Raw genomic sequence first — 22,260 nt, forward strand, 5'->3', positions numbered from 1 at the left:
GTTCGCTCCAGGTCAAGTGCCGGATCGGATTAGGCTGCAGCCATGTCCACCACGTACACCCCCGCTCGCGCCGCCGCGCTCTCGGGCTTCACCCTCGACACGCTGCGGTACTACGAACGCGAGGGCATCATGCCCGCCGTCGCTCGCACCGCCGGCGGTCACCGGCTCTACTCCGAGGCCGATATCTCGACGCTCGGTTTCCTGCGGTGCCTACGGGACACGGGCATGCCGATCGAGCTGCTGAAACGCTACGGGCAGTTGTGCCGCGACGACGACACGCTCGCCGAGCGCCTCGACCTGCTCCGCGAGCACGCCGCCGGTGTGCAGCAGCAGATCGACGAGCTGCTCGAGCAGCAACGCCGACTCGACGAGAAGATCGGCTGGTATCGCGGCGAGCTCGATCGTCGCGCCGGCACCGCCTGACCGATCGCCGGAGCCGCACTCACCACCACTGCGGCGGGTCGATGCCCAGCGGGTGAGGCGGGGCGGTCCATTCGAGCGGGCCTCCGACGCCGGCGACGGCTGGCGCGGTCGTGCGCACCGTGCCACCTGCGAGGTCGAAGGACCGACGGTGCGGCGCGCGCTCTGCGTCGGACAGTTCGCGCCCAGGTGTACGAACGTTCGTACGTGGAAGAGCCAGGAGTTCGGCCGCGGTGCGCCGGAGGGACAGGGCGACCCGACCGGTGCGACGCCCGCCGCCGACGAGCTGCGACGTCACCGCGGCGGCGAGCAGGTAACCGGTGGCGTGATCGAGCGCCTGGGCGGGGAGGGTGCCGGGCGCTCCGTCGTCGCCTTCGATGACCGCGATGCCCGATGCCGCCTGTACGAGGCTGTCGAATCCCCGCTCTTCGCCCGCTTCGGCGCGGTCGCCCCACGCGGATAGCGACGCGACGAGCAGGTGCGGATGCCGCGCCCGCAGCGCATGGGCGTCGAGCCCGAGCCTCGCCATCGCGGCCGGCCGGTATCCCGTCACCACGACGTCGGCGTCGCCGACGAGCGCGTCGAACCGCGCTCGATCCGTGCGCGTGTCGAGGTCGAGCAGGCTCGACCGCTTGCCGGCACCCGTGTCGAGGTGCTGCCACTCGAACTCGGGCAGGCGGGGCGAGTCGACGCGCAGCACGTCGGCGCCGAGCAGCGCGAGCGTGCGCGTGGCGACGGGCCCGGCGATCACGCGGGTGAGGTCGAGCACGCGCACGCCGTCGAGCGGGCCGTCACGGCCTCGGGATGCCTCGCGGCGCCCCGCGCGCACGGCGAGGTCGTCTCCACCGCTGCCGACGTCGACGATCGGGTGCGAGCGCCACGCGGCATCCGCGGCCGGGTCTTCGGCTCGCACGACGACGCACAGCCCGCCCGCCGCGACCACCTCGGCGGCGAGCTCGCCCGCCGAGCGCGCCAGCATCGCCTCGGCGATGCGATCGCGAGCAGCGCCGTCGGCAATGCCGAGCACGCGCTGCAGCACCGCCGCGTGGTGCGGATAGTTGCCGTGGGTGCGTACCCAGCCATCGGCGGTGCGCCAGAACCCCGACAGCGGCGACCAGACGTCGGGCGCGCGACCGTCGACGAGCAGGTCGCGGTCGCTCGTGAACGCCACCGCGATGCGATCGCCGTCGAGCCGCAGTCGAGTGCGCCGCGCACGGTCGCCATCGCCGGAGGCCCCGGCGAGCGAGGCGGCGGTGACCGACCCGACGGCCAGCGACGAGACATCCAGCCGGGCCGGAAGCGGAGCCTCGGGCAGCCGATCGAGACGTTCGAGCTCGCCGAGGTCGCGACCGAGCTCCGCCCAGACGCGTCCGACGAGTTCGCGGGCGACCTCGTCGGACACCGCGCTCACTCCACGAAGAGGCCCGCGAGGGTCTTCTTGCCGCGACGCAGCACCGACACGCCGCCGGGCAGTGCGCCCGAGACCGTCGCCGTGTCGTCGTCGACGCGTACGCCGTCTAGGGTCACGCCGCCCTGGGCGATCGCACGCCGGCCCTCGCCGAGGCTCTCGACGAGCCCGGTCTCGACGAGCGCCTGCACGACCGGTGTTCCGCCGGCGATGGTCGCGTTCGGCAGTTCGGCCAGCGCGCTGCGCAGGGTCGCCGCATCGAGCGCGGCGAGATCGCCCTTGCCGAACAGCGCCTCGGATGCCGCGATGACCGCCTCGGCGGCCTCGGAGCCGTGCACGAGCGTGGTGACCTCGAGCGCGAGGCGTCGCTGTGCCGCCCGCCGGAACGGCTCGGACTCGACGAGCGCCGCGTACTGGTCGATCTCGGCCCTGGTCAGGAAGGTGAAGACCTTCAGGCGATCGATGACATCGCCGTCGTCGGTGTTGAGCCAGAACTGGTAGAAGCGGTAGGGGCTGCACATCTCGGCGTCGAGCCAGATCGCATTGCCCTCGCTCTTGCCGAACTTCGTGCCGTCGGAGTTGGTGACCAGCGGGGTTCCGATCGCGTGCACGCTCGCACCCTCGACCCGGTGGATGAGGTCGGTGCCGCTCGTGAGGTTGCCCCACTGATCGCTGCCGCCGGTCTGCAGCACGCAGCCGTACTGACGGTAGAGCTCGAGGAAGTCGTAGCCCTGCAGGATCTGGTAGCTGAACTCGGTGTAGCTGATGCCGGCGTCGGAGTTCAGGCGCGAAGCGACCGCGTCCTTCTTCAGCATCGTGCCGACGCGGTAGTGCTTGCCGATCTCACGCAGAAAGTCGATCGCGCTGAGCCCCGCCGTCCAGTCGAGGTTGTTCACGAGGCGCACCGCGGCGTCGCCCTCGCTCGAGAGGAACCGTGAGACCTGCGACTGGAGGTAGCCGACCCACTCGGCCACGGTCTCCTTCGTGTTGAGCGTGCGTTCGGCCGTGGGCCGAGGATCGCCGATGAGGCCGGTCGACCCGCCGACGAGCCCGAGGGGCCGATGCCCGGCGATCTGGAGTCGACGCATCACGATGAGCTGCACGAGGTTGCCGAGGTGCAGGCTGGGTGCCGTCGGATCGAACCCGCAGTAATACGTGATCGGCTCGCCCGCGAGCAGCTCCTTGAGCGCGGCCCGCTCGGTCGAGACGTGCACGTGGCCGCGCCAGACGAGCTCCTCCCAGACATCCTCGAAGGATGGGTCGTTCTGCTGGGTGGCGAGGATCACGGGGTCTGACACGAGTGCAAGGGTACCCGATCCACTTGCCCGAACCGATAAAGCTTGAGTCATTGAATCCAGTCGATTCGCCCTGTAGCCTTGCTCTTGGGCAGTTCACTCTCAAGGCTTGATTCGGGGCACATATGTTCGTCATCACCGCAGACCAGATCGGCAGCCGACGCAGCTTCGACCAAGCCTCCGAGCTCATCGACCGACTCGAGTCCATACGCGGCGACGACCTGACCCTTCCGGCGGATCAGACCGCCGGTGACGAGGTGCAGCTCCTCACCGCATCCGCGGCGGCGGCACTCGATCTCGTGCTCGAGGCCGCGCGCGACGGCCGGTGGAGCGTCGGTCTCGGCGTCGGCGAGGTTCGGACGCCGCTGCCCGATGCCGCGCGCAAGGCGAGCGGGCCGGCGTTCATCGCAGCCAGGGACGCGGTCGAGGCGGCGAAGCGGGCCGACGGCCGAGTCGCCCTGCGCAGCGGAGCACCGGATGCCTCCGGCCGGGCCGGCCACGTCGAGGCGCTGCTGCGACTGCTCGTGCTGCTGCGTGCCCGACGCAGCGACGCCGGCTGGGAGGTCGTCGACCTCGCCCGCGAGGGCCGTCCCCAGAAAGAGATCGCCGCCCTCCTCGACGTCAGCCCCGCGGCGGTCAGCGCACGGCTGAAGGCCGCCCTCTGGCGGGCGGAGGAGGCCGCCGTTCCCGCGATCGTCGAACTGCTCGCCGACCTCGACGCGGCGTCGGGCGCGACATCCGATCGCCCGTCCTGACCCACCCGGGCGCGGCGACCCGCGGTGTCCGCCGCCCTCGCTACACTGCTCGAAGTCGCGCCCTGCCGCGGCGCGGAGGGAGCCCCGTGAATCCGGTCGTGATCGCCGATGTCGCCACTTGGGTCGCACTCATGCCATCGCTGGTGGTCGCGGCGGCCTTCTCGGTGCTCGCGTACTTCCGCCCGAACCGCGTCTTCACCTGGATCGCCGCGGCCGCACTCGGCGTCGCAGTGATCGCGGCAGCCTCGCTGTCGGAGCCCGCGCGCTGGGGCGGCGCTGTGATCGCGCTGCTCGCGCTCACCACCGGCATCTTCGGCGGCGGGCCCGCCGCCGGTGCCGCGTTGTCGCTCGCGATGGGCTCGGTCTCCCCCGGCCTGCACGGCGGCATCCTCATCGCCGACCGGAGTGCCGACGGGCAGACCCTCGCCGCGGCACCCCGACGCGAGGTGCTGCGCGGCGGCCAGACCATCGGCGTGCTCGAGCGCATCGCCACCACCGGCGCGATCGTCGCCGGGTTCCCCGAAGGGCTCGCGGTCGTGGTCGCCGTCAAGGGCGTCGGCCGGTTCACCGAGCTCGACGCCCCCGAGGCGCGCGAGCGATTCATCATCGGTACGTTCGCGAGCCTGATCTGGGCGTGCGCGGCGGGGCTGGTCGCGCACTTCGTGCTGCGCTGAACCGTGCCGCGCCGCACCGTGCTGCGTCGCGGGCGCAGTGCACTCAGTCGTGCGAGCGCGCGTGCCTGCGGTAGACCGAGACCGCCGGCTCCCCCGCGAGCACGAACCGCCACGGATACGCTGCCCCTCCACCGGCACCGCTGACGCCGGTGCGGGGGGTCGCGACGACGTGCGCGAGCGGTTCGACAGGCACGCGCAGCCGGTACGGCGGCGCGAGCAGGTCGGCACCCGACTCCGACAGCGGCACGCCGAGTGCCACGGCGAGCCGCGCCGGTCCGCGGGCAAGGTCGCGATCGGATGCCCCGCCGCGCCGGGTGCGCGCGAGCTCGATGCCCTCGACCACGGCGGCGCCGCGCAGCAGCACGGCACCGGCTCGACCGGGGGCGTGGCCGACGATGTTGAGACAGGTGTGCATGCCGTAGGTGAAATAGGCGTAGAGCCGGCCGCCGTCGCCGAACATCACCCGGGTTCGCGGCGTCGGTCCGCGGTGGGCGTGCGAACCCGGGTCCTCGCCGAGACCGCGGTAGGCCTCGACCTCGACGAGTCGCACCGCGACGGTGCCGTCGGCGGTCTCATGGGCGAGCACGGCGCCGAGCAGTCGTGGGGCGAGGACGACCGGGTCGACCGCGAAGAACGCGCGGTCGGGTGCGACGAGATCGGCTGCCTTCACCGAACGCGCCTCGATCAGCGGCGCCCCTCGGGCAGCGCCTGCACGAGCCGGCGAACCCGCTCGGCGAGCCGGGCCCGCTGCACGGCGACGGCGTCGGGTGCGGTGCCGCCGATGCCGTCGCGACTCGCGACGGACCCCTCGACGCTGAGCACGCCGCGCACCTCGGGCGTGAGGCGCGGGTCGATCGCGGCGAGCGCGGCGTCGTCGACCTCGTCGAGCTCGAGCGCGTGCTGCTCGGCGTAGCGCACGAGCGCCCCCGTGATCTCGTGGGCGTCGCGGAACGGCACCCGCTGCTTCACCAGCCACTCGGCGACGTCGGTCGCGAGGGAGTACCCGGCCGGCGCGAGTCGTGACATCCGCTCGGTGTCGAAGCGCAGCGTCGCGATCATGCCCGTGAAGGCGGGCAGCACGACCTCGAGGGTCTCGACCGAGTCGAAGACCGGCTCCTTGTCTTCTTGCAGGTCGCGGTTGTACGCGAGCGGCAGACCCTTCAGCGTCGCGAGCAGGCCCGAGAGGTTGCCGATCAGCCGCCCCGCCTTGCCGCGCGTGAGCTCGGCGATGTCGGGGTTCTTCTTCTGCGGCATGATGCTCGAGCCGGTCGAATACCCGTCGTCGAGCGTGACGTAGCCGAACTCGCGGGTGTTCCAGATGATGACGTCTTCGGCGAGGCGCGAGAGGTTGACGCCGATCATCGCGGCGATGAACGCGAACTCGGCGACCACGTCACGACTCGCGGTGCCGTCCAGCGAGTTCTCGGCCGGAGCGGCGAGGCCGAGGTCGGCGGCGACCTGCGCGGCGTCGAGGCCGAGGGTCTGCCCGGCGAGCGCGCCGCCGCCGTAGGGCGAGACATCCACCCGCTTCGTCCAGTCGGCGAGTCGCTCGAGGTCACGCGAGAGCGCCCAGCCGTAGGCGAACAGGTGATGCGCGAGCAGCACCGGCTGGGCGTGCTGCAAGTGGGTGCGGCCCGGCATGACCGCGGTGGGGTGCGCGTCGGCCTGCGCCGACAGCGCGTCGATGAGGTGCACGAGCTGCTCGCCGATGACCGCTGCATGGTCTTTCAGGTAGAGCCGCACGAGGGTCGCGATCTGGTCGTTGCGGCTTCGGCCGGCGCGCAGCTTGCCGCCCAGCTCGGGCCCGATCTCGGCGATGAGGGCGGACTCGAGGGCTCCGTGCACGTCCTCGTCGGACTCCTGCGCGACGAGCTCGCCCGAGGCGATGCGCGCGGCCAGCGCGTCGAGGCCGGCCAGCATGGCGGCGAACTCATCGGCGTCGAGGTAGCCGGCGCTCGCGAGGGCCCGCGCGTGCGCGCGAGAGCCCGCGAGGTCGTACGGGGCGAGCTGCCAGTCGAAGTGGGTCGACTTCGAGAGCCGCTGGAGTTCGGGCGACGGCCCGGTGGCGAACCGCGCACCCCAGAGCGAGCCCTCGTTGGTGCCGTGTGCCGTGGCGTTGTCGTCGGCCATCACGCGTCCTTCCGTTCGAGCAGCCAGGCCAGCAGCGCCTTCTGCGCGTGCAGGCGGTTCTCGGCTTCGTCCCAGACCACCGACTGCGGGCCGTCGATGACGTCGGCGGCGACCTCGACCCCGCGGTACGCGGGCAGGCAGTGCAGGAAGATCGCGTCGTCGGCTGCGTGCGACATGAGCGCGGCGTCGACCATGAACCCGTCGTAGCGGGCGAGGCGCTCGGCCTTCTCACCCTCTTGCCCCATCGACACGAAGGTGTCGGTGACGACGACGTCGGCGCCGTCGGCCGCCGCCACCGGGTCGGTCGTGACGAGCACGGATCCCCCGGTCGTCGCGGCGATGCGCTCGGCGTCGGCGACGACATCGGTGCGAGGGGCGGATGACTCGGGGGCGCCGATACGCACGTGCATACCGGCCGTGGCTCCGGCCAGGAGGTACGAGTGCGCCATGTTGCTGGCGCCGTCGCCGAGGAAGGCGACGGTGAGCCCGGCGAGTTCGCCCCGGTGCTCGCGGATGGTCTGCAGGTCGGCGAGCAGCTGGCACGGGTGGAAGTCGTCGCTCAGCGCGTTCACGACGGGCACCGTGGTGCCCGCCGCCATCTCGTCGAGCCCCGACTGCGCGAACGTGCGCCACACGATCGCGCCGACCATGCGCTCGAGCACCCGAGCGGTGTCGGCGATCGACTCCTTGCCGCCGAGCTGGCTCTCGCTCGAGGAGATGATGAGCGGCACGCCGCCCAGGTCGGCGATGCCGACCGCGAACGACACGCGAGTGCGGGTCGACGTCTTGTCGAAGACGACGGCGACGGTCTGGGGGCCTTCGAGCGGGCGTTCGGCGAAGCGGTCGGCCTTCAGGCGGGCGGCGAGGTCGAGCACCTCGGCCTGCTCGGCCGGCGTCAGGTCGTCGTCGCGGAGGAAGTGGCGGGTCATGCGGCTCCTTCGAGCGATCGGGTCGGGTGGGCTCGTGCGGGCGCGGGCGCGGGCGTCATGCGCATCATCGGTCGACGTCGACGGCCGCGAGAGCGCGCGCGAAGCGGTCGGCGAACACGTCGAGTTCGGCATCGCCGATGATGAGCGGCGGCGCGATGCGGATCGTGCGATCGTTCGCGGCATTCACGATGAGGCCGACGTCGAGCGCGGCGAGCGCCACCCGCTCGGCGACGGGCTCGGCGAGCGCGACGCCGACGAGCAGGCCCCGGCCTCGCACCCCGGTCACGAGCGGCGCGTCGAGGCCGAGGATGCGCTCGCGCAGCTGCACGCCGCGCAGCGCCGCGTTCTCGACGAGGCCGGCGCGCTCGATCTCACCGAGCACCGCGTTCGCGGTCGCGGTCGCGAGCGGGTTGCCGCCGAACGTCGAGCCGTGCATGCCCTTCTGGTACAGCTCGGATGCCTCGCCGAACGTGACGAGTCCGCCGATCGGGAACCCGCCGCCGATGCCCTTCGCGACCGTGATCGCGTCGGGGACGATGCCGGTGTGCTGGAATCCGAACCAGGCGCCGGTACGGCCGGCCCCGGTCTGGATCTCGTCGACGATGAGCAGCACGCCGTGCCGGTGCGTGAGCTCGCGCGCCGCTTCGAGGAACCCGGCGGGCAACTCGACCACGCCGGCCTCGCCCTGGATGGGTTCGACGAAGAGGGCTGCGACCGAGTCGTCGATGGCGGCCTCGAGGGCGTCGATCGTGGCGGGGATGTGTTCGACGCCGCCCGCGAGCGGTTCGAACGGTTGGCGCATGTGCGGCTTGCCGGTGAGGGCGAGCGAGCCCATCGTGCGGCCGTGGAACGCATCGACGAGCGCGACGACGCGCGTGCGCGCCCCGCCCGAGTTGTTGAGGCGCGCGAGCTTGAAGGCGGCCTCGTTCGCCTCGGCGCCCGAGTTGCCGAACCAGGCCCGGCCGCGGTCGCCGGCGCCCGTGAGCCGGGCGAGGCGCTCGGCGAGCTCGAGCGCGGGCTCGGTGGCGAAGTAGTTCGACACGTGCGCGAGCGTCGCAGCCTGCCTCGACACCGCTTCGACGAACACGGGGTGCGCGTGGCCGAGCGAGTTGACCGCGATGCCGGCGAGGAAGTCGAGGTACTCGCGCCCCTCGTCGTCCCAGACACGGGCGCCGGCGCCGCGGACGAGCTTGCGAAGCGGCATCCCGATCGAGCGCATGATGCGCGAGTCGAACCGCTGCTGCCAGGCGCTCATGCCGCCACCACCTCGGTGCCGATGCCCCGCTGAGTGAACACCTCGAGGAGGATCGAGTGCGGCACCCGACCGTCGATGATCGCCGCCTTCGACACACCCTGCTCGACCGCGTCGAGGCAGGCGCGCATCTTCGGGATCATGCCGGACTCGAGTGCCGGCAGCAAGCGACCGAGCTCGTCGGTGTCGATGACCGAGACGAGCGAGTCTCGGTTCGGCCAGTCGCGGTACAGGCCCGCGACGTCGGTGAGAATGACGAGCTTCGCCGCACCGAGTGCGACGGCCAGCGCTGCGGCGGCGCTGTCGGCGTTCACGTTGAGCGACTGACCCGGCTGGTCGGCGTCGGGGGCGATCGAGGAGACCACCGGGATGCGCCCGGCCTGCAGCTGGGCCTCGACGGCGGCCGGATCGACGGCGACCACGTCACCGACGAGCCCGAGATCGAGCTCGACCCCGTCGACCTCGACGCCGCGTCGGCGCCCGGTGAAGAGCCCGGCGTCCTCGCCGGAGAGCCCGGCGGCGAGCGGCCCGTGCGCGTTGATGAGGCTCACGAGTTCGCGGTTCACCTGGCCCGAGAGCACCATGCGCACGACGTCCATCGCCTCGGGCGTCGTGACGCGGTAGCCGCCGCGGAATTCGCTGCCGATGCCGAGGCGCTCGAGCATCGACGAGATCTGCGGCCCGCCGCCGTGCACGACGACCGGCTTGATGCCGGCGTACCGCAGGTAGACCATGTCTTCGGCGAACGCGCGCTGCAGTTCGGGGCTCACCATGGCGTTGCCGCCGAACTTCACGACGATGGTCTCGCCGTGGAATCGCTTCAGCCACGGCAGGGACTCGATGAGGGTCGCCGCCTTTTCGGCGGCGGTGGCGGCCCGATCGTCGGCCGCGGTGGGGTTCGTGTCGTCGGTCATCTCAGCTCGAGTACGCACTGTTCTCGTGCACGTAGTCGTGCGTGAGGTCGTTGGTGAGGATGGTGGCGGATGCCTCGCCGGCGTGCAGCTCGATGAGCACGTGCGTCGTGCGCGGCGTGAGGTCGACCTCGTCGCGCGGGCGGTCGGGGCCGCCCGAGTGGCAGACGCGGACGCCGTTCATGGTGACATCCACGAGGTAGGGGTCGAAGGGGGCGCTGGCGGTGCCGATCGCGGCGAGCACCCGGCCCCAGTTCGGGTCGTTGCCGAAGATGGCGGCTTTGAACAGGTTGTTGCGGGCCACCGATCGGCCCACCTCGACCGCGTCGCCTTCGGTCTCGGCGCCGCGCACCTCGATCACGATGTCGTGGCTCGCGCCCTCGGCGTCGCCCTGCAGCTGCAGGGCGAGGTCGCGGCAGGCCTCGGTGAGCGACTCGGTGAAGGATGCCTCGTCGGGCGCGACGCCCGAGGCGCCGCTGGCGAGCAGCGTGACCTGGTCGTTCGTCGACATGCAGCCGTCGGAGTCGAGCCGGTCGAAGGTCACCCGGGTCGCAGCGCGCAGCGCGCGGTCGAGGGTGTCGGCCGGCAGGTCGGCGTCGGTGGTGATGACGACGAGCATGGTGGCCAGGCCCGGCGCGAGCATGCCGGCGCCCTTGGCCATACCGCCGATCGACCAACCGTCGCCGGTCACGACGACCGTCTTCGGCTTCGTGTCGGTCGTCATGATGGCCCGCGCCGCGTCGAGGCCCGCCGCGTCGTCGGAGGCGAGCCGGTTCACCGCCGACAGCACGCCCTCTTCGAGGACTTCGCCGTCGAGCTGGTCGCCGATGAGCCCGGTCGAGCACACCAGCACGTCGCCGGCCGACACGCCCAGCGCGGTCGCCGCCGCCTCGGCGGTGCGATGCGTCACCTGGAAGCCCTGGTGGCCCGTGAAGCAGTTCGCACCGCCCGAGTTGAGCACGATGGCGCTCACGACGCCGTCGGCGGCGACCTGCTGCGACCAGAGGATCGGGTTGGCCTTCGCCCGGTTCGAGGTGAACACCGCGGCGCCGGCCTGCGACGGGCCGCGGTTCACGATCACGGCGAGGTCGAGGGCGCCGGTGCGTTTGATGCCCGCGGCGATGCCCGCCGCGTCGAAGCCCGCGGGGGCGGTGACGGTCACGGGGCGACTCCGTTCACGGGAAGGCCGGTCGCCTCGGTGAGGCCGAGCGCGAGGTTGGCGGACTGGATGGCGGCACCCGCGGTGCCCTTCACGAGGTTGTCGACCGCGGTGACGACGACGACCCGGCCGGCAGCCTCGTCGATCGCGAGCCCCATGAGGGCGGTGTTCGCGCCGAGCACGTCGGCCGTGCGCGGGAACTGCCCCTCGGGCAGCAGCTGCACGAACCGCTCACCCACGTAGGCGTCCTCCCAGGCGGCGCGCACGGTCGCGGCGTCGATGCCGGGGGTGATCCGCGCCGTCGACGTGGCGAGGATGCCGCGAGACATCGGCACGATGACCGGCGTGAACGAGATCGTCGGCGCCGCCGCGCCCGCCCAGCACAGCGCCTGCTGGATCTCGGGAATGTGCCGGTGCACCCCGCCGACCGAGTACGGGTTCGCCGACCCGAGTATCTCGGCGCCGAGCAGGTGCGCCTTCAGGCTCTTGCCGGCACCCGACGGGCCGACCGCGAGCACTGAAACGAGATCGGTCTCTTCGATGACGCCGGCGCGGATGCCGGGCGCGAGCGAGAGCGCGACCGTGGAGGCGTTGCATCCGGGCGCGGCGATGCGACGCGTCTTCGCGAGCCGGTCGCGCTGCGTGCCGCTCACCCGCGGTAGCTCGGGCACGCCGTACGTCCACGCACCGTGATGCTCGCCGCCGTAGAACGCGGCCCATGCGTCGGGCGACTCGAGCCGGTGGTCGGCGCCGCAGTCGATGACGAGCGTGTCGGGCTCGAGCTGCGCGGCCACCGCGCCGGATGCGCCGTGCGGCAGGGCCAGGAAGACGACGTCGTGACCGGCGAGGGTCTCTGCCGAGGTCTCCTTCAGCGTGAGGTGCGTGTAGGTGCGCAGGTGCGGCTGCACCGCGACGAGCGGCTGGCCGGCGTTCGAGTGCGCGGTGACCGTGCGCACCTCGAACTCGGGATGATCGGCGATGAGCCGGAGGAGCTCTCCTCCGGCATAGCCGGACGCGCCGGAAACGGCGACGGAGTACGTCATGGATCCACCTTATGGGCTGTGCGGAATCGGATCGGAGCCGGCGACGCCCCGCACAGCACGGCGGATCACGCCGTTGCGGGGGTCGCCTCGATTCGGCGGCCGCCACGGCGTCGGCGCACGACGACGGAACGCGTCGCGATGGGCCGGCCGGTGAGCATGGTGCGACGATAGCGGTCCATCCGCCGGGTGCGCAAACCGGCCGGATGCCTCACCGTCACACGATGACTCAGCCGCGGGCGTGCACCCACGCGAGATCGATGAGCGAGGCGAGCACCTTCGTGTCGATGCTCGTCAGCCGCCCCACCCAGAGGCAACCGGCGCCGACCTTCACCTTGCCGAGCTGCTCGACGAGCTCCTCGCCGCCGGGCGTCTGCAGGCCGTAGAGCGATATCGACGCCTTGCGCGGCGAGAACCCGACCACCATCCACTCGCCCTCGCGCCCGGTCGCGTACCGGTAGTGCTGGAGCCCGTACCCGACGATCGATGGACCCCACATCACCGCGTCGGTGCCGGTGACCCGGTCGAACAGCTCACGCAGCGCGAACCCGTCGGCGCGCCTGCCCGCGGGCTCGACTGCGTCGAGGAACGCGGCGACCGACTCCCCCGTCGGCAAGGTCTTCGGTGACTCGGCCATGCCTCAGGGTATCGCCGAGGGCGGGACATCCGCTGCCCCGCCTTCGGCGATCTGATTCCGCGCTCGGTGCCGCTACTCGCGGATCGCGGCGCCGGTGCGCTCGCCCGCGAGCGCCGCGCCCGCGAGCTTCGCCTCACTGGCCTCTGCCGCGGTGAGCGTGCGATCGGGCGCCCGGAAGCGCAGCGCGAACGTGAGGCTCTTGCGGTCGCCGGCGACGCCGGCACCGCGATAGTCGTCGACCAGCGCGAGGTGCTCGAGCAGTTCGTCGGCGCCCTCGCGTACCGCGCGCTCGACCTCGGCCGCGGGCACGTCGCGCGCGACCACGAGCGAGAGGTCCTGTGTGGCCGCCGGGAACGTGCCGAGCGCGTGCGCCTCGATGGGCTCGCCGGCCGCGATGACGGCGTCGAGGTCGAGCTCGGCGACCGCGACGACGCGCGGCAGGTCGAGCTCGTCGGCGATGGCCGGGTGCAGCTCGCCGGCATACCCGATGACCGCTCCGCCGAGTCGGATCTCGGCGGTGCGACCCGGGTGCAGCGCGTGGTGGCTGCCCTGCGCGAACTCGACCTCGACGCCCGCGGCGAACGCGATCTCACGCACGCGATCGAGCGCGTCGGCGAGGCCGGCCGCGACCGGCAGCTGCCCGGGTGCCTTATCGACCACGTCGCCGAGCACGAGCACTGCGGCATGGCGGGGCTGAGCGGGCAGACCCGCGTTCAGCGCCGCGAGCGCGGCGTCGGCGGGCAGCGCGGCGCCGACGGGCAGCTCGGCGCTGCCGAGCGTGCCGCCGACCGCCGGCAGGAACACCAGGCCGAGCTCGAACAGGTCGAGGTCGGTGAACCCGCGCGAGAGATTGCGACGCGCCACGTCGATGAGCCCGGGCAGCAGCGAGCGGCGCAGGTACGGCGTCGACGCGTCGAGCGCGTTCGCCACCTTCACCTGCGGCACGGATGCCCCGTCGACGCTGCCGAACCTGAGGTTCTCGTCGGCGGTCACGAATGGGAACGCGAGCACCTCGGTGGCGCCGGCACCCGCGAGCACGTCGGCGACCTGCTTGCGCAGGCGCTGCGAGCGCGTGAGGCCGCGACCGGGTGGGGCGACGGGCAGCACCGACGGGATGCGGTGGTAGCCGACGAGCCGGGCGACCTCTTCGGCCAGATCCTGCTTGAGCTGCAGGTCGGGGCGCCAGCTCGGCGGCACGACCTCGAAACCGGCATCGGTACCGGTGACAGCGCCGCCGATCTCGGCGAGCGCGTCGTGCACCTCGTCGTCGGTCGCCTCGACGCCGACGAGCGCGGTGACGAAGCCGTGCGGCAGCAGGATCGCGGTGCGGCCGGGTGCCTCGCCGACGATCGAGCCCGTGTCGGCGGTGCCGCCGGCGAGCTCGACCATGAGCTGCGCCACGCGCGCCGCGGCCGCCTCGGCGATCTGCGGGTCGACACCGCGCTCGAAGCGCTTGGATGCCTCGCTGGGCAGCTTGTGCCGGCGCGCGGTGCGCGCGATCGACACGGGGTCGAAGTTCGCCGCCTCGATGAGCACATTGCGGGTCGACTCGCCCATCTCGGTGTCGGCGCCGCCCATGACGCCCGCGAGGCCGATGGGGCCGCGGTCGTCGGTGATGAGCAGGTCTTCGGCGTCGAGCGTGCGCTCCTTCTCGTCGAGCGTGGTCAGCTGCTCGCCCGGCTGCGCGCGCCGCACGACGATGCCGCCCTGCAGGCGGTCGAGGTCGTAGCCGTGGATCGGCTGGCCGAGCTCGAGCATGACGTAGTTGGTGATGTCGACGAGCAGCGACAGCGATCGGATGCCGGCGAGCTTCAGCCGGGCGATCATCCACGGGGGCGTCGGGCGCGACGGGTCGACACCGCGCACGATACGGGTCGCGAACACGCTCGCACCGATCTTTCCGCGGATCGGCGCCTCGTCGCGGATCTCGACGGGGAACGCGTCGCCCGAGACATCCGCCACCTCGGCCCGCTCGACCGGGTCGCGGAACCGGGCGCCCGTGGCATGCGCGTACTCGCGCGCCACGCCGCGGATCGAGAACGCGTAGCCGCGGTCGGGCGTGACGTTGATCTCGATCGCCGCGTCGTCGAGGCCGAGCAGCGCGATCGCGTCGGTGCCGACCGGCGCCTCGATGCCGAGCGTCGACAGCCGCAGGATTCCGTCGTGGTCTTCACCGAGACCGAGCTCGCGCGCCGAGGCGATCATGCCGTCGGAGACGTGCCCGTAGGTCTTCCGCGCCGCGATCGGGAACGGGCCGGGCAGCACCGAGCCGGGCAGCGTCACGACGACCTGGTCGCCGACGAAGAAGTTGCGGGCGCCGCAGACGATGCCGTGCACGGCCTCGCCGCCGTCGGCCGCCTGCTCACCGTCGGGTGCGACGCGAACCTGACACCAGCGGATGATCTTGCCGTTGGACTGCGGCTCCTCGACGAAGTCGAGCACCTCGCCCACCACGATCGGGCCCTGCACCTCGAACGTGTGCACGTCCTCTTCTTCGAGGCCGACCTTCACCAGGGCGGCGTGCACCTCTTCGGGCGTCGTGCCGGGCACGAGCTCGACGTACTCGGCGAGCCAGCTCAGGGGTACTCGCATCGTCAGACCACCATTCCGAACTGCTGGGAGAAGCGGATGTCGCCCTCGGCCATGTCGCGCATGTCCTGGACGTCGTTGCGGAGCATGAGCCCGCGCTCGATGCCCATGCCGAACGCGAAGCCCGAGTACACCTCGGGGTCGATGCCCGCCGAACGCAGCACGTTCGGGTGCACCATGCCGCAGCCACCCCACTCGATCCAGCGCGCGCCGCCCTTGAAGGTCGGGTGCCAGAAGTCGAGCTCGGCGCTCGGCTCGGTGAACGGGAAGAAGCTCGGCCGCAGGCGCACCTTGGCCTCGTCGCCGAAGATCGACTTCACGAAGTGGTCGAGGGTGCCCTTCAGGTGGGCCATCGTGAGGCCCCGGTCGACCGCGAGCCCCTCGAACTGCATGAACACCGGAAGGTGCGTGGCGTCGAACTCGTCGGTGCGGTACACCCGACCCGGAGCGAGCACGTAGATCGGCACCTCGCGGTCGAGCATCGCGCGCACCTGCACCGGGCTGGTGTGCGTGCGCAGCACGAGGTGCGCCTCGGGCGGGTCGATGAAGAAGGTGTCCTGCATCGCACGCGCGGGGTGGTCGGCGTCGAAGTTCAGCGCGTCGAAGTTGAACCACTCGCTCTCGACCTCGGGGCCTTCGGCGATCTCCCAGCCCATCCCGGTGAACACCTCGCTCACCCGGTCCTGCAGCAGGGTCAGCGGATGCCTCGCACCCGTGCGGCGTCGCGACGGCAACGCCGTGACGTCGACCGCCTCTGCGGCCAGCTGCGCCTCGGCCTCGGCGGCCGTGATCTCGGCCTCTCGCGCGGCGAACGCCTGGTTCACCCGGCCGCGGGCCTGCCCCACGAGCTTGCCGAGGGCGGCCTTCTGGTCGTTCGGCACATCGCGCAGCAGCGCGTTCAGCTTCGCAAGCGTCGACTTCTCGCCGGAGTGCTCGGCGCGGGCCTGCTTCAGCACGGCGGAGTCGTTCGCCGCCGCGATCGCGGCGAGCGCCGCTTCGACGGCCGCGTCGACCGCGGGTTCGGTGATTTCACTGGGCTCGGACACGAGCAACGAGTCTACCGGCGCGGGCGCGAGGCATCCGACCGGCTAAACGAGCGGTCCGCCCGCGGAGTGTCCCGTATCGGAGCGGCGCGCTTCGGCATTCGCCTTCGCCAGGAGCATCGCCTGGCCGGGGTCGTCGGGTGGCAGCCGCTGACCGCTCGATCGAGCAGCGGTGCGCTTGGACAGCCACCTGGCGAACCACGAGAGCAGGAGGTTCATCGTGAGATACAACGCCAGCGCGACGACGAAGAGCGAGAAGAGGTAGCGGTTGCCGTAGAAGCTCGCGAGGTTGTTGAGCGTGACGCGCATGAGTTCGACGTAGCCGACGATGTAGCCGAGCGACGTGTCCTTCAACAGCACGACGAGCTGAGCGACGATGATCGGGAGCATCTGGCGGAACGCCTGCGGGAACTCGACGAGCATCTTCGACTGCAGCGACCGCATCCCGAGGCTGAGACCCGCCTCGCGCTGGCCTCGCGGCAACGCGGCGAGTCCCGCGCGAAGCGCCTCGCCGATCAGCGCGCCGTTGTAGAGCGTCAGCGCGGCCACGACCGCCCAGAACGCCCCGGTCTGCAGCACCAGGAGGATGAAGAGCATCATCAGCAGCACGGGCATGCCGCGGAAGAACTCGAGCACGATCGCGGTCGGGATACGGATCCACGCGATCTCCGAGCTGCGCAGCAGGGAGAACAGGATGCCCGCCGCCACCGCCAGCACCGCAGCGGTCAGCGCCGCACGCAGCGTGCCCCACACGCCTTCGAAGATGATGAAGCGCCACACCTGCGGGTCGGCGAAGATGTCCCACCGGCTGGGATCGAAGAAGCCGGGCAGGGTGATGCCGCCGCTCTCGCGCGGGGCCGCGAGCGTGAGCGCGATCCAACCGAGCGCGGCGAGGATGAGGACGCCCGCGACGATCGACGAGATCAGCGAGACTCGGCGGGCCCTGGGGCCCGGAGCATCGAACAGCACACTCGAACCGCTCATCGCTGCACCACCCACTTCCGCTCGAGCTGGGCCGCGATCACGCCCAGCGGGATCGTGATCGCGAGATACAGGGTCGCGGCGCCGAGCAGCACCGCGATGACGGCGTTCCCGTGCGCGTTCGCGAGTTCACGAGCGGCTGCGAAGGTCTCGAAGACGAAAAACCCGCCCGCCACCGAAGTGTTCTTCGTCAACGCGATGAAGACGTTGATCAACGGCGGGATGGTCATGCGGAACGCCTGCGGAAGCACGATGAGGCTCACCGTCTGCCCGAACCCGAGGCCCACGCTCCGCGCGGCCTCGGCCTGACCCACCGGCACGCCGTTGATTCCCGACCGCAGCGCCTCCGCCACGAACGGCGACGTGTACACCGAGAGCCCGATCATGGCTGCGGTCGCGTAGTCGAGACGCGAACCGAGGTACGGAAGGATGATCGCGCAGAAGAACAGCACCAGCGTGAGCGGCGTGTTGCGCACGATCTCGGTGTACGTCGTCGCGAACCCGCGCAGCGACGCCACCGGCGAGATGCGCATCGCGGCGATGAGCGTGCCGATCACGAGGGCCGAGACCCCGCTGACGCCAAGCAGCAGCAGGGTCATGCTGAAGCCGCGCCAGTAGGTCGGCAGATTGTCGATGACGACGTCCACGCTCCTCCTTTCTGTGCCCGTCGGGCGGTGGTGCGGCCCGGGCGCTCGAACGCCCGGGCCGCGAACCGATCAGTAGCGGTCGACCGCGGGCGGATCGACGAACGGCAGGACGGTTCCGGCGGTGGAGTTCCACGCCTCCTCGTACCGGCCGTCCTCGAACGACGCCTCGAGCACGTCGTTGATCCACATCCGGAACTCGGTGTCGTCGAGCTTCAGCCCGATGCCGTACGGCTCCTCGGTGAACGGCTTGCCGACGACCTTGAACTCGCCCTCGTTCTGGGCCACGAGGCCCGCCAGGATCACGTTGTCGGTCGACACGGCGACGACCTGGCCGCTGCGAAGCGGCTCCAGGCAGTTGGTGTACGTGTCGGTCTCGAGCACCTCGGCGCCGAGCTCCTTCAGGTTCGCCGCGGGCGTCGAGCCCGTGACCGAGCACACCGGCTGGCCGACGAGGTCGTCTTCGCTCTTGATGTCGTCGTTGTCGGACAGCACGAGGATCGACTGGCCGGCCATGAAGTACGGGCCCGCGAACGAGACGACCTCCTTGCGGGCGTCGTTGATCGTGTACGTCGCCACCACGATGTCGACCTGGCCGTTCTCGATGAACGGCTCGCGGTTGGCCGACACGGTCTCGACCCACTCGATGTTCTCTTCATCGATACCGAGTTCGCTCGCGATGATCTTGGCGATCTCGACGTCGAAGCCGACGGGCACGCCGTCGGGGCCGACGAGGCCGAAGAGCGGCTGGTCGAACTTCGTGCCGACCGTGATGGTGCCCGCCTCCGAGAGACGCTCCATTGTGCTGCCCGCGGGGAAGGTGGGGGCCGTCTCGTCGGCGGGCTCCTCGGTAGCACCGGTGTCGCCGCCGGCACAGCCGGCGAGCACGAGCGCGGTTGCGGCGGCAGCCGCCGCGAGCGCGATTCTCATACGTGTCATCTCTTTGCCTCTTCTCCTGTGTGGTGTTTCCTCGCCGCTCGTGGCAGCGCAGGTCTAGTGCGCGAGGATCTTGGAGAGGAAGTCCTTCGCCCGATCGGACTTCGGGTGGTCGAAGAACTCGGCCGGCGGCGCCTCCTCGACGATGCGGCCGTCGGCCATGAACAGCACGCGGTCGGCCGCCTTGCGTGCGAAGCCCATCTCGTGGGTGACGACGATCATGGTCATGCCCTGGTCGGCGAGGCCGACCATGACGTCGAGGACCTCGTTGATCATCTCGGGGTCGAGCGCGCTCGTGGGCTCGTCCATGAGGATGACCTTCGGGTTCATCGCGAGCGAACGGGCGATCGCGACACGCTGCTGCTGGCCGCCCGAGAGCTGTGCCGGCAGCTTCTTCGCCTGGTTCGCGACGCCGACCCGCTCGAGCAGCTCCATCGCCTTCTGCTCGGCGTCCTTGCGCTTCATGCCCTTCACCTTGATGGGCGCGAGCGTCACGTTCTCGAGCACGGTCTTGTGCGCGAACAGGTTGAACGACTGGAACACCATGCCGACATCGGCGCGCAGCTTCGCGAGTCCCTTGCCCTCCTCGGGCAGACGCTGACCGTCGATGGTGATCGTGCCGGAGTCGATGGTCTCGAGCCGATTGATCGCACGGCACAGCGTGGACTTGCCCGACCCCGACGGGCCGATCACCACGACCACCTCACCGCGGTTCACGACGGTGTTGATGTCGTTCAGCACGTGCAGGTCGCCGAAGTGCTTGTTGACGTGCTCGATCACGACAAGCGGCTCGCCGCGCCGGACGGAGATGTTCGAGGTCGGCGCCGGGGTGGTGGCCGGCGTGGGCGAAGCCGGCTGCGAGGTGCTCATTCCCCCAAACTAGGGAGGTTCGGCACCGACACGCCACGGACGCGGCGAGGCGGTTATCGATTCGTGACGCGCGAGGAGTGCTCAGCTGCGGTGCGCGAAGGCGCTCTCGTAGAGGCAGACGGATGCCGCGGTCGCGAGGTTCATCGATTCGGCATGCCCGTAGATGGGCACCGTCACCACGCGATCGGCGAGCGCGAGCTGGTCGTCGTCGAGCCCGTGCGCCTCGTTGCCGAAGAGCCACGCGGTCGGACCGGCGAGCACGCCCTCCTCGCGGACTGACAGCAGATCCTCGCCCTTCACGTCCGCCGCGAGTACCGCGAGCCCGGCCTCTCTCGCGCGCGACAGCACGTCGTCGAGATGCGCGCCGACGGCGACCGGCAGGTGGAAGATCGACCCCGTCGTCGACCGCACGACCTTCGGGTTGTACAGGTCGACGGCGCGACCCGAGAAGATCACCGCATCGGCGCCTGCGGCGTCGGCCGCACGCACGATGGTGCCGGCGTTGCCGGGGTCGCGCACCTCCTCGAGGATCGCAACGAGTCGAGGCTTCTGGGCGAAGACGTCCTTCACCGCCGTCGGGAACTGCCGGCACACCGCGACGAAGCCCTGCGGCGTGACGGTGTCCGCCATCGCGTCGAGCACCTCCTCGGTGACGAATTCGACCTCGAGGTCGGCCGCGAACGCCGCTCGTGCGAGCTGGTCGTACCGCTCGAACGCGGTGGGAGTGGCGAACAGCTCGACCACGAGTTCGGGGCGGAATCGCAGGGCCTCGGACACCGCCTGCGGTCCCTCGAGCAGGAACAGGCCGCTCTCGTGTCGGGCGGGCTTCTTCGCGAGCTTCGCCACCGCGCGCACGCGCGGCGATCGCGGGTTCTCGAGCATGCGTCCAGTCTAGGGACGGCCGGATGCCTCGCCGCGGCGCCGCGCGCGAGGCATCCCGCCTGCTCGCCTGACCTCACGGGGTCGCTCGTGGTCGCGTGCCGGGTCGCGGAGCGACCACGAGCGACCCCGACGAACGAATGCGCGATGGGACGGCGCGTGCCGCGAGGCATCCGGGGCATGCGAAACGGCCCGGCTCCCCGAAGGGTGCCGGGCCGTTCGTGCCGAAGCGGGCTTACGCCGCGTTCTTGGGCGCGTTGACGTCGCCCGGAAGCGCCTGCTTCGCCGACTCGACGAGCGCCGCGAACGTCGCGGGCTCGTTGACGGCGAGCTCGGCGAGGATGCGACGGTCGACCTCGATGCCGGCCAGGTTCAGGCCCTGGATGAAGCGGTTGTAGGTGAGGCCGTGCTGACGCGAGGCCGCGTTGATGCGCTGGATCCAGAGGCGACGGAAGTCGCCCTTCTTCGCGCGGCGGTCGTTGTACGCGTAGACGAGGGAGTGGGTGACCTGCTCCTTCGCCTTGCGGTAGAGGCGCGACCGCTGACCGCGGTAGCCCTCGGCGCGCTCGAGGATGACCCGACGCTTCTTGTGGGCGTTGACGGCCCTCTTCACTCTTGCCATGACTGTTTCTTCCTTACGGGTCTGGCCGGGTCAGCGGCCGAGGAGCTTCTTGATGACCTTGGTGTCGGGCGCCGACAGGACCTTGTCCTGGTTGAGACGGCGGGTGCGCACCGAGGACTTGCCCTCGAGGTTGTGGCGCATGCCGGCCTGCTGCTTCTTGAGCTTGCCGGTACCGGTGATCTTGAAGCGCTTCTTGGACCCGGAGTGGGTCTTCTGCTTCGGCATTCTCGTGTTTCTCCTTGGTTCTGCCGCCACGGGTGGCGGAGTGGGGGTTACTGCGCCTCGGACTCCGCGACGGCTTCCGCCGCCGGGCGCGCCTTCGCCGCAGCACGTTGTGCGTTCTGCTCGGCCTTGGCCTCGGACTTGTTCTTCAGAGGAGCGATGACCATGACCATGTTGCGGCCGTCGATCGTGGGGTTGTGCTCGACGGTGCCGAACTCCGCCACGTCTTCAGCGAAGCGCTGCAGGAGGCGCACGCCCATCTCGGGACGCGACTGCTCGCGACCCCGGAATAGGATCATGGCCTTCACCTTGTCGCCGGCCTTCAGGAAGCCCACGGCGCGCTTCATCTTGGTCTCGTAGTCGTGCTTGTCGATCTTGAGGCGGAACCGGACCTCTTTGAGGATGGTGTTCGCCTGGTTGCGCCGGGCTTCCTTCGCCTTCTGCGCAGCCTCGTACTTGTACTTGCCGTAGTCCATGATCTTGACGACCGGCGGACGCGAGTTCGGAGCGACCTCGACGAGGTCGAGGTCTGCCTCCTGCGCGAGCCGCAGGGCCACCTCGATCTTCACGACGCCGACCTGTTCTCCGCCGGGGCCCACGAGGCGGACCTCGGGGACGCGGATACGGTCATTGGTACGCGGATCGCTGATGCGTGTCTCCTCTGCTCAAGCTGTCTTCATGAGCTTCGACGGGAGACGGATGCCGCCCGGCGAAACGAGAGCGGAGATCCACGCAGAACCCCCACGGAACCTGCCGTTCCGTGGGCTCTTGCAGCACCCTGTCTACCCGCGCCGTGACGACGCGGGCGGAGTGCAACGACCCGGTAACCTTGATGAAGCGGTATGCGCGGGTGGGAGAATCTCC

General features: G+C 70.8%; 23 protein-coding genes. 3 read left to right on the top strand and 20 right to left on the bottom strand.

Going from position 1 to position 22,260, the window contains the following annotated elements; all coding sequences use genetic code 11:
• The first annotated feature begins 42 nt into the window (after positions 1–42).
• Positions 43–423, top strand: a complete 381-nt coding sequence (locus FLP10_RS01630; RefSeq protein ID WP_149159281.1) for a MerR family transcriptional regulator — start codon at positions 43–45, stop codon at positions 421–423.
• A gap of 19 nt (positions 424–442) precedes the next feature.
• Here FLP10_RS01630 and FLP10_RS01635 read toward each other — a convergent pair whose 3' ends face one another.
• Both FLP10_RS01635 and tyrS read right to left on the bottom strand, forming a co-directional pair.
• A complete protein-coding gene (locus tag FLP10_RS01635) occupies positions 443–1,822 on the bottom strand; it encodes a CoA transferase (RefSeq protein WP_149159282.1) in 1,380 nt (459 codons plus the stop codon).
• A gap of 5 nt (positions 1,823–1,827) precedes the next feature.
• A complete protein-coding gene (tyrS, locus tag FLP10_RS01640; RefSeq protein WP_149159283.1) occupies positions 1,828–3,177 on the bottom strand; it encodes a tyrosine--tRNA ligase in 1,350 nt (449 codons plus the stop codon).
• Positions 3,178–3,248: 71 nt separating this feature from the next.
• On the opposite strand from tyrS, the gene FLP10_RS01645 reads away from it, so the two are divergent.
• Together FLP10_RS01645 and FLP10_RS17535 are read left to right on the top strand one after the other, a co-directional pair.
• Entirely contained in the window at positions 3,249–3,878 is a 630-nt protein-coding gene (locus FLP10_RS01645; protein ID WP_149159284.1) for a DNA-binding protein, read from the top strand.
• 86 nt (positions 3,879–3,964) lie between these two features.
• The gene (locus FLP10_RS17535) at positions 3,965–4,552 is read left to right on the top strand and encodes a hypothetical protein (protein WP_210418456.1); all 588 of its coding nucleotides are present in this window, start codon (positions 3,965–3,967) and stop codon (positions 4,550–4,552) included.
• 43 nt (positions 4,553–4,595) lie between these two features.
• Here the strand turns inward: FLP10_RS17535 and FLP10_RS01655 are convergent, their stop codons facing one another.
• From FLP10_RS01655 to infC, 18 genes are all read right to left on the bottom strand, one after another.
• Positions 4,596–5,222 carry a DNA-3-methyladenine glycosylase gene (locus FLP10_RS01655; RefSeq protein WP_149159285.1) on the bottom strand — a complete coding sequence of 209 codons (627 nt, stop codon included), beginning with the start codon at positions 5,220–5,222 and terminating at the stop codon, positions 4,596–4,598.
• A 14-nt stretch (positions 5,223–5,236) separates the two neighbouring features.
• Positions 5,237–6,682, bottom strand: a complete 1,446-nt coding sequence (argH, locus tag FLP10_RS01660) for an argininosuccinate lyase (RefSeq protein ID WP_149159286.1) — start codon at positions 6,680–6,682, stop codon at positions 5,237–5,239.
• On the bottom strand, positions 6,682–7,611 hold the full coding sequence (argF, locus tag FLP10_RS01665; RefSeq protein ID WP_149159287.1) for an ornithine carbamoyltransferase: 930 nt from the start codon (positions 7,609–7,611) through the stop codon (positions 6,682–6,684). Before argF ends, argH begins: the two co-directional genes overlap by 1 nt.
• Before the next feature lie 64 nt (positions 7,612–7,675).
• Entirely contained in the window at positions 7,676–8,866 is a 1,191-nt protein-coding gene (locus FLP10_RS01670; protein ID WP_149159288.1) for an acetylornithine transaminase, read from the bottom strand.
• Positions 8,863–9,777, bottom strand: coding sequence for an acetylglutamate kinase (gene argB, locus FLP10_RS01675; protein ID WP_149159289.1), 915 nt, complete (start codon positions 9,775–9,777; stop codon positions 8,863–8,865). The genes FLP10_RS01670 and argB overlap by 4 nt, the downstream gene beginning before the upstream one ends.
• A 1-nt stretch (position 9,778) precedes the next feature.
• Positions 9,779–10,936 carry a bifunctional glutamate N-acetyltransferase/amino-acid acetyltransferase ArgJ gene (gene argJ, locus FLP10_RS01680; protein WP_149159290.1) on the bottom strand — a complete coding sequence of 386 codons (1,158 nt, stop codon included), beginning with the start codon at positions 10,934–10,936 and terminating at the stop codon, positions 9,779–9,781.
• Positions 10,933–11,976, bottom strand: a complete 1,044-nt coding sequence (gene argC / locus FLP10_RS01685) for an N-acetyl-gamma-glutamyl-phosphate reductase (protein WP_149159291.1) — start codon at positions 11,974–11,976, stop codon at positions 10,933–10,935. Before argC ends, argJ begins: the two co-directional genes overlap by 4 nt.
• Before the next feature lie 226 nt (positions 11,977–12,202).
• Positions 12,203–12,610: a DUF1801 domain-containing protein gene (locus tag FLP10_RS01690; RefSeq protein ID WP_149159292.1), complete on the bottom strand. Its 408-nt coding sequence runs from the start codon at positions 12,608–12,610 to the stop codon at positions 12,203–12,205.
• Between the two features lie 72 nt (positions 12,611–12,682).
• On the bottom strand, positions 12,683–15,202 hold the full coding sequence (pheT, locus tag FLP10_RS01695) for a phenylalanine--tRNA ligase subunit beta (protein WP_149159293.1): 2,520 nt from the start codon (positions 15,200–15,202) through the stop codon (positions 12,683–12,685).
• Between the two features lie 2 nt (positions 15,203–15,204).
• Positions 15,205–16,245 (bottom strand): phenylalanine--tRNA ligase subunit alpha, encoded by a 1,041-nt coding sequence (gene pheS / locus FLP10_RS01700; RefSeq protein WP_149159294.1) that lies wholly within the window; start codon positions 16,243–16,245, stop codon positions 15,205–15,207.
• A 42-nt stretch (positions 16,246–16,287) separates the two neighbouring features.
• Positions 16,288–17,226, bottom strand: a complete 939-nt coding sequence (locus FLP10_RS01705; RefSeq protein WP_149159295.1) for an amino acid ABC transporter permease — start codon at positions 17,224–17,226, stop codon at positions 16,288–16,290.
• Positions 17,223–17,870, bottom strand: coding sequence for an amino acid ABC transporter permease (locus FLP10_RS01710; RefSeq protein ID WP_149159296.1), 648 nt, complete (start codon positions 17,868–17,870; stop codon positions 17,223–17,225). Before FLP10_RS01710 ends, FLP10_RS01705 begins: the two co-directional genes overlap by 4 nt.
• Positions 17,871–17,939: 69 nt before the next feature.
• Positions 17,940–18,806: a glutamate ABC transporter substrate-binding protein gene (locus tag FLP10_RS01715; RefSeq protein ID WP_149159297.1), complete on the bottom strand. Its 867-nt coding sequence runs from the start codon at positions 18,804–18,806 to the stop codon at positions 17,940–17,942.
• A gap of 54 nt (positions 18,807–18,860) precedes the next feature.
• Entirely contained in the window at positions 18,861–19,673 is an 813-nt protein-coding gene (locus FLP10_RS01720) for an amino acid ABC transporter ATP-binding protein (RefSeq protein ID WP_149159298.1), read from the bottom strand.
• Positions 19,674–19,754: 81 nt separating this feature from the next.
• Positions 19,755–20,555, bottom strand: a complete 801-nt coding sequence (locus tag FLP10_RS01725) for a TrmH family RNA methyltransferase (protein WP_149159299.1) — start codon at positions 20,553–20,555, stop codon at positions 19,755–19,757.
• A gap of 232 nt (positions 20,556–20,787) precedes the next feature.
• Positions 20,788–21,174, bottom strand: coding sequence for a 50S ribosomal protein L20 (gene rplT / locus FLP10_RS01730; RefSeq protein WP_149159300.1), 387 nt, complete (start codon positions 21,172–21,174; stop codon positions 20,788–20,790).
• A gap of 30 nt (positions 21,175–21,204) precedes the next feature.
• The gene (rpmI, locus tag FLP10_RS01735; protein ID WP_149159301.1) at positions 21,205–21,399 is read right to left on the bottom strand and encodes a 50S ribosomal protein L35; all 195 of its coding nucleotides are present in this window, start codon (positions 21,397–21,399) and stop codon (positions 21,205–21,207) included.
• A gap of 47 nt (positions 21,400–21,446) precedes the next feature.
• Positions 21,447–22,046 carry a translation initiation factor IF-3 gene (infC, locus tag FLP10_RS01740; protein WP_149159302.1) on the bottom strand — a complete coding sequence of 200 codons (600 nt, stop codon included), beginning with the start codon at positions 22,044–22,046 and terminating at the stop codon, positions 21,447–21,449.
• Positions 22,047–22,260 lie beyond the last annotated feature (214 nt).

Origin of the sequence: Agromyces intestinalis, from assembly GCF_008365295.1 — a bacterium.
Classification (GTDB): domain Bacteria; phylum Actinomycetota; class Actinomycetes; order Actinomycetales; family Microbacteriaceae; genus Agromyces; species Agromyces intestinalis.

What these genes read in the sequence shown, in the direction of transcription:
- rplT (WP_149159300.1), bottom strand. Translation starts at nt 21,174, where the DNA reads ATGGCAAGAGTGAAGAGGGCCGTCAACGCCCACAAGAAGCGTCGGGTC.
- rpmI (WP_149159301.1), bottom strand. Translation starts at nt 21,399, where the DNA reads ATGCCGAAGCAGAAGACCCACTCCGGGTCCAAGAAGCGCTTCAAGATC.
- FLP10_RS01720 (WP_149159298.1), bottom strand. Translation starts at nt 19,673, where the DNA reads ATGAGCACCTCGCAGCCGGCTTCGCCCACGCCGGCCACCACCCCGGCG.
- tyrS (WP_149159283.1), bottom strand. Translation starts at nt 3,177, where the DNA reads ATGACTCAAGCTTTATCGGTTCGGGCAAGTGGATCGGGTACCCTTGCA.
- FLP10_RS01690 (WP_149159292.1), bottom strand. Translation starts at nt 12,610, where the DNA reads ATGGCCGAGTCACCGAAGACCTTGCCGACGGGGGAGTCGGTCGCCGCG.
- FLP10_RS01670 (WP_149159288.1), bottom strand. Translation starts at nt 8,866, where the DNA reads ATGAGCGCCTGGCAGCAGCGGTTCGACTCGCGCATCATGCGCTCGATC.
- FLP10_RS01645 (WP_149159284.1), top strand. Translation starts at nt 3,249, where the DNA reads ATGTTCGTCATCACCGCAGACCAGATCGGCAGCCGACGCAGCTTCGAC.
- argH (WP_149159286.1), bottom strand. Translation starts at nt 6,682, where the DNA reads ATGGCCGACGACAACGCCACGGCACACGGCACCAACGAGGGCTCGCTC.
- argB (WP_149159289.1), bottom strand. Translation starts at nt 9,777, where the DNA reads ATGACCGACGACACGAACCCCACCGCGGCCGACGATCGGGCCGCCACC.
- FLP10_RS01630 (WP_149159281.1), top strand. Translation starts at nt 43, where the DNA reads ATGTCCACCACGTACACCCCCGCTCGCGCCGCCGCGCTCTCGGGCTTC.
- pheT (WP_149159293.1), bottom strand. Translation starts at nt 15,202, where the DNA reads ATGCGAGTACCCCTGAGCTGGCTCGCCGAGTACGTCGAGCTCGTGCCC.
- FLP10_RS01725 (WP_149159299.1), bottom strand. Translation starts at nt 20,555, where the DNA reads ATGCTCGAGAACCCGCGATCGCCGCGCGTGCGCGCGGTGGCGAAGCTC.
- FLP10_RS01715 (WP_149159297.1), bottom strand. Translation starts at nt 18,806, where the DNA reads ATGACACGTATGAGAATCGCGCTCGCGGCGGCTGCCGCCGCAACCGCG.
- FLP10_RS01705 (WP_149159295.1), bottom strand. Translation starts at nt 17,226, where the DNA reads ATGAGCGGTTCGAGTGTGCTGTTCGATGCTCCGGGCCCCAGGGCCCGC.
- argF (WP_149159287.1), bottom strand. Translation starts at nt 7,611, where the DNA reads ATGACCCGCCACTTCCTCCGCGACGACGACCTGACGCCGGCCGAGCAG.
- argC (WP_149159291.1), bottom strand. Translation starts at nt 11,976, where the DNA reads ATGACGTACTCCGTCGCCGTTTCCGGCGCGTCCGGCTATGCCGGAGGA.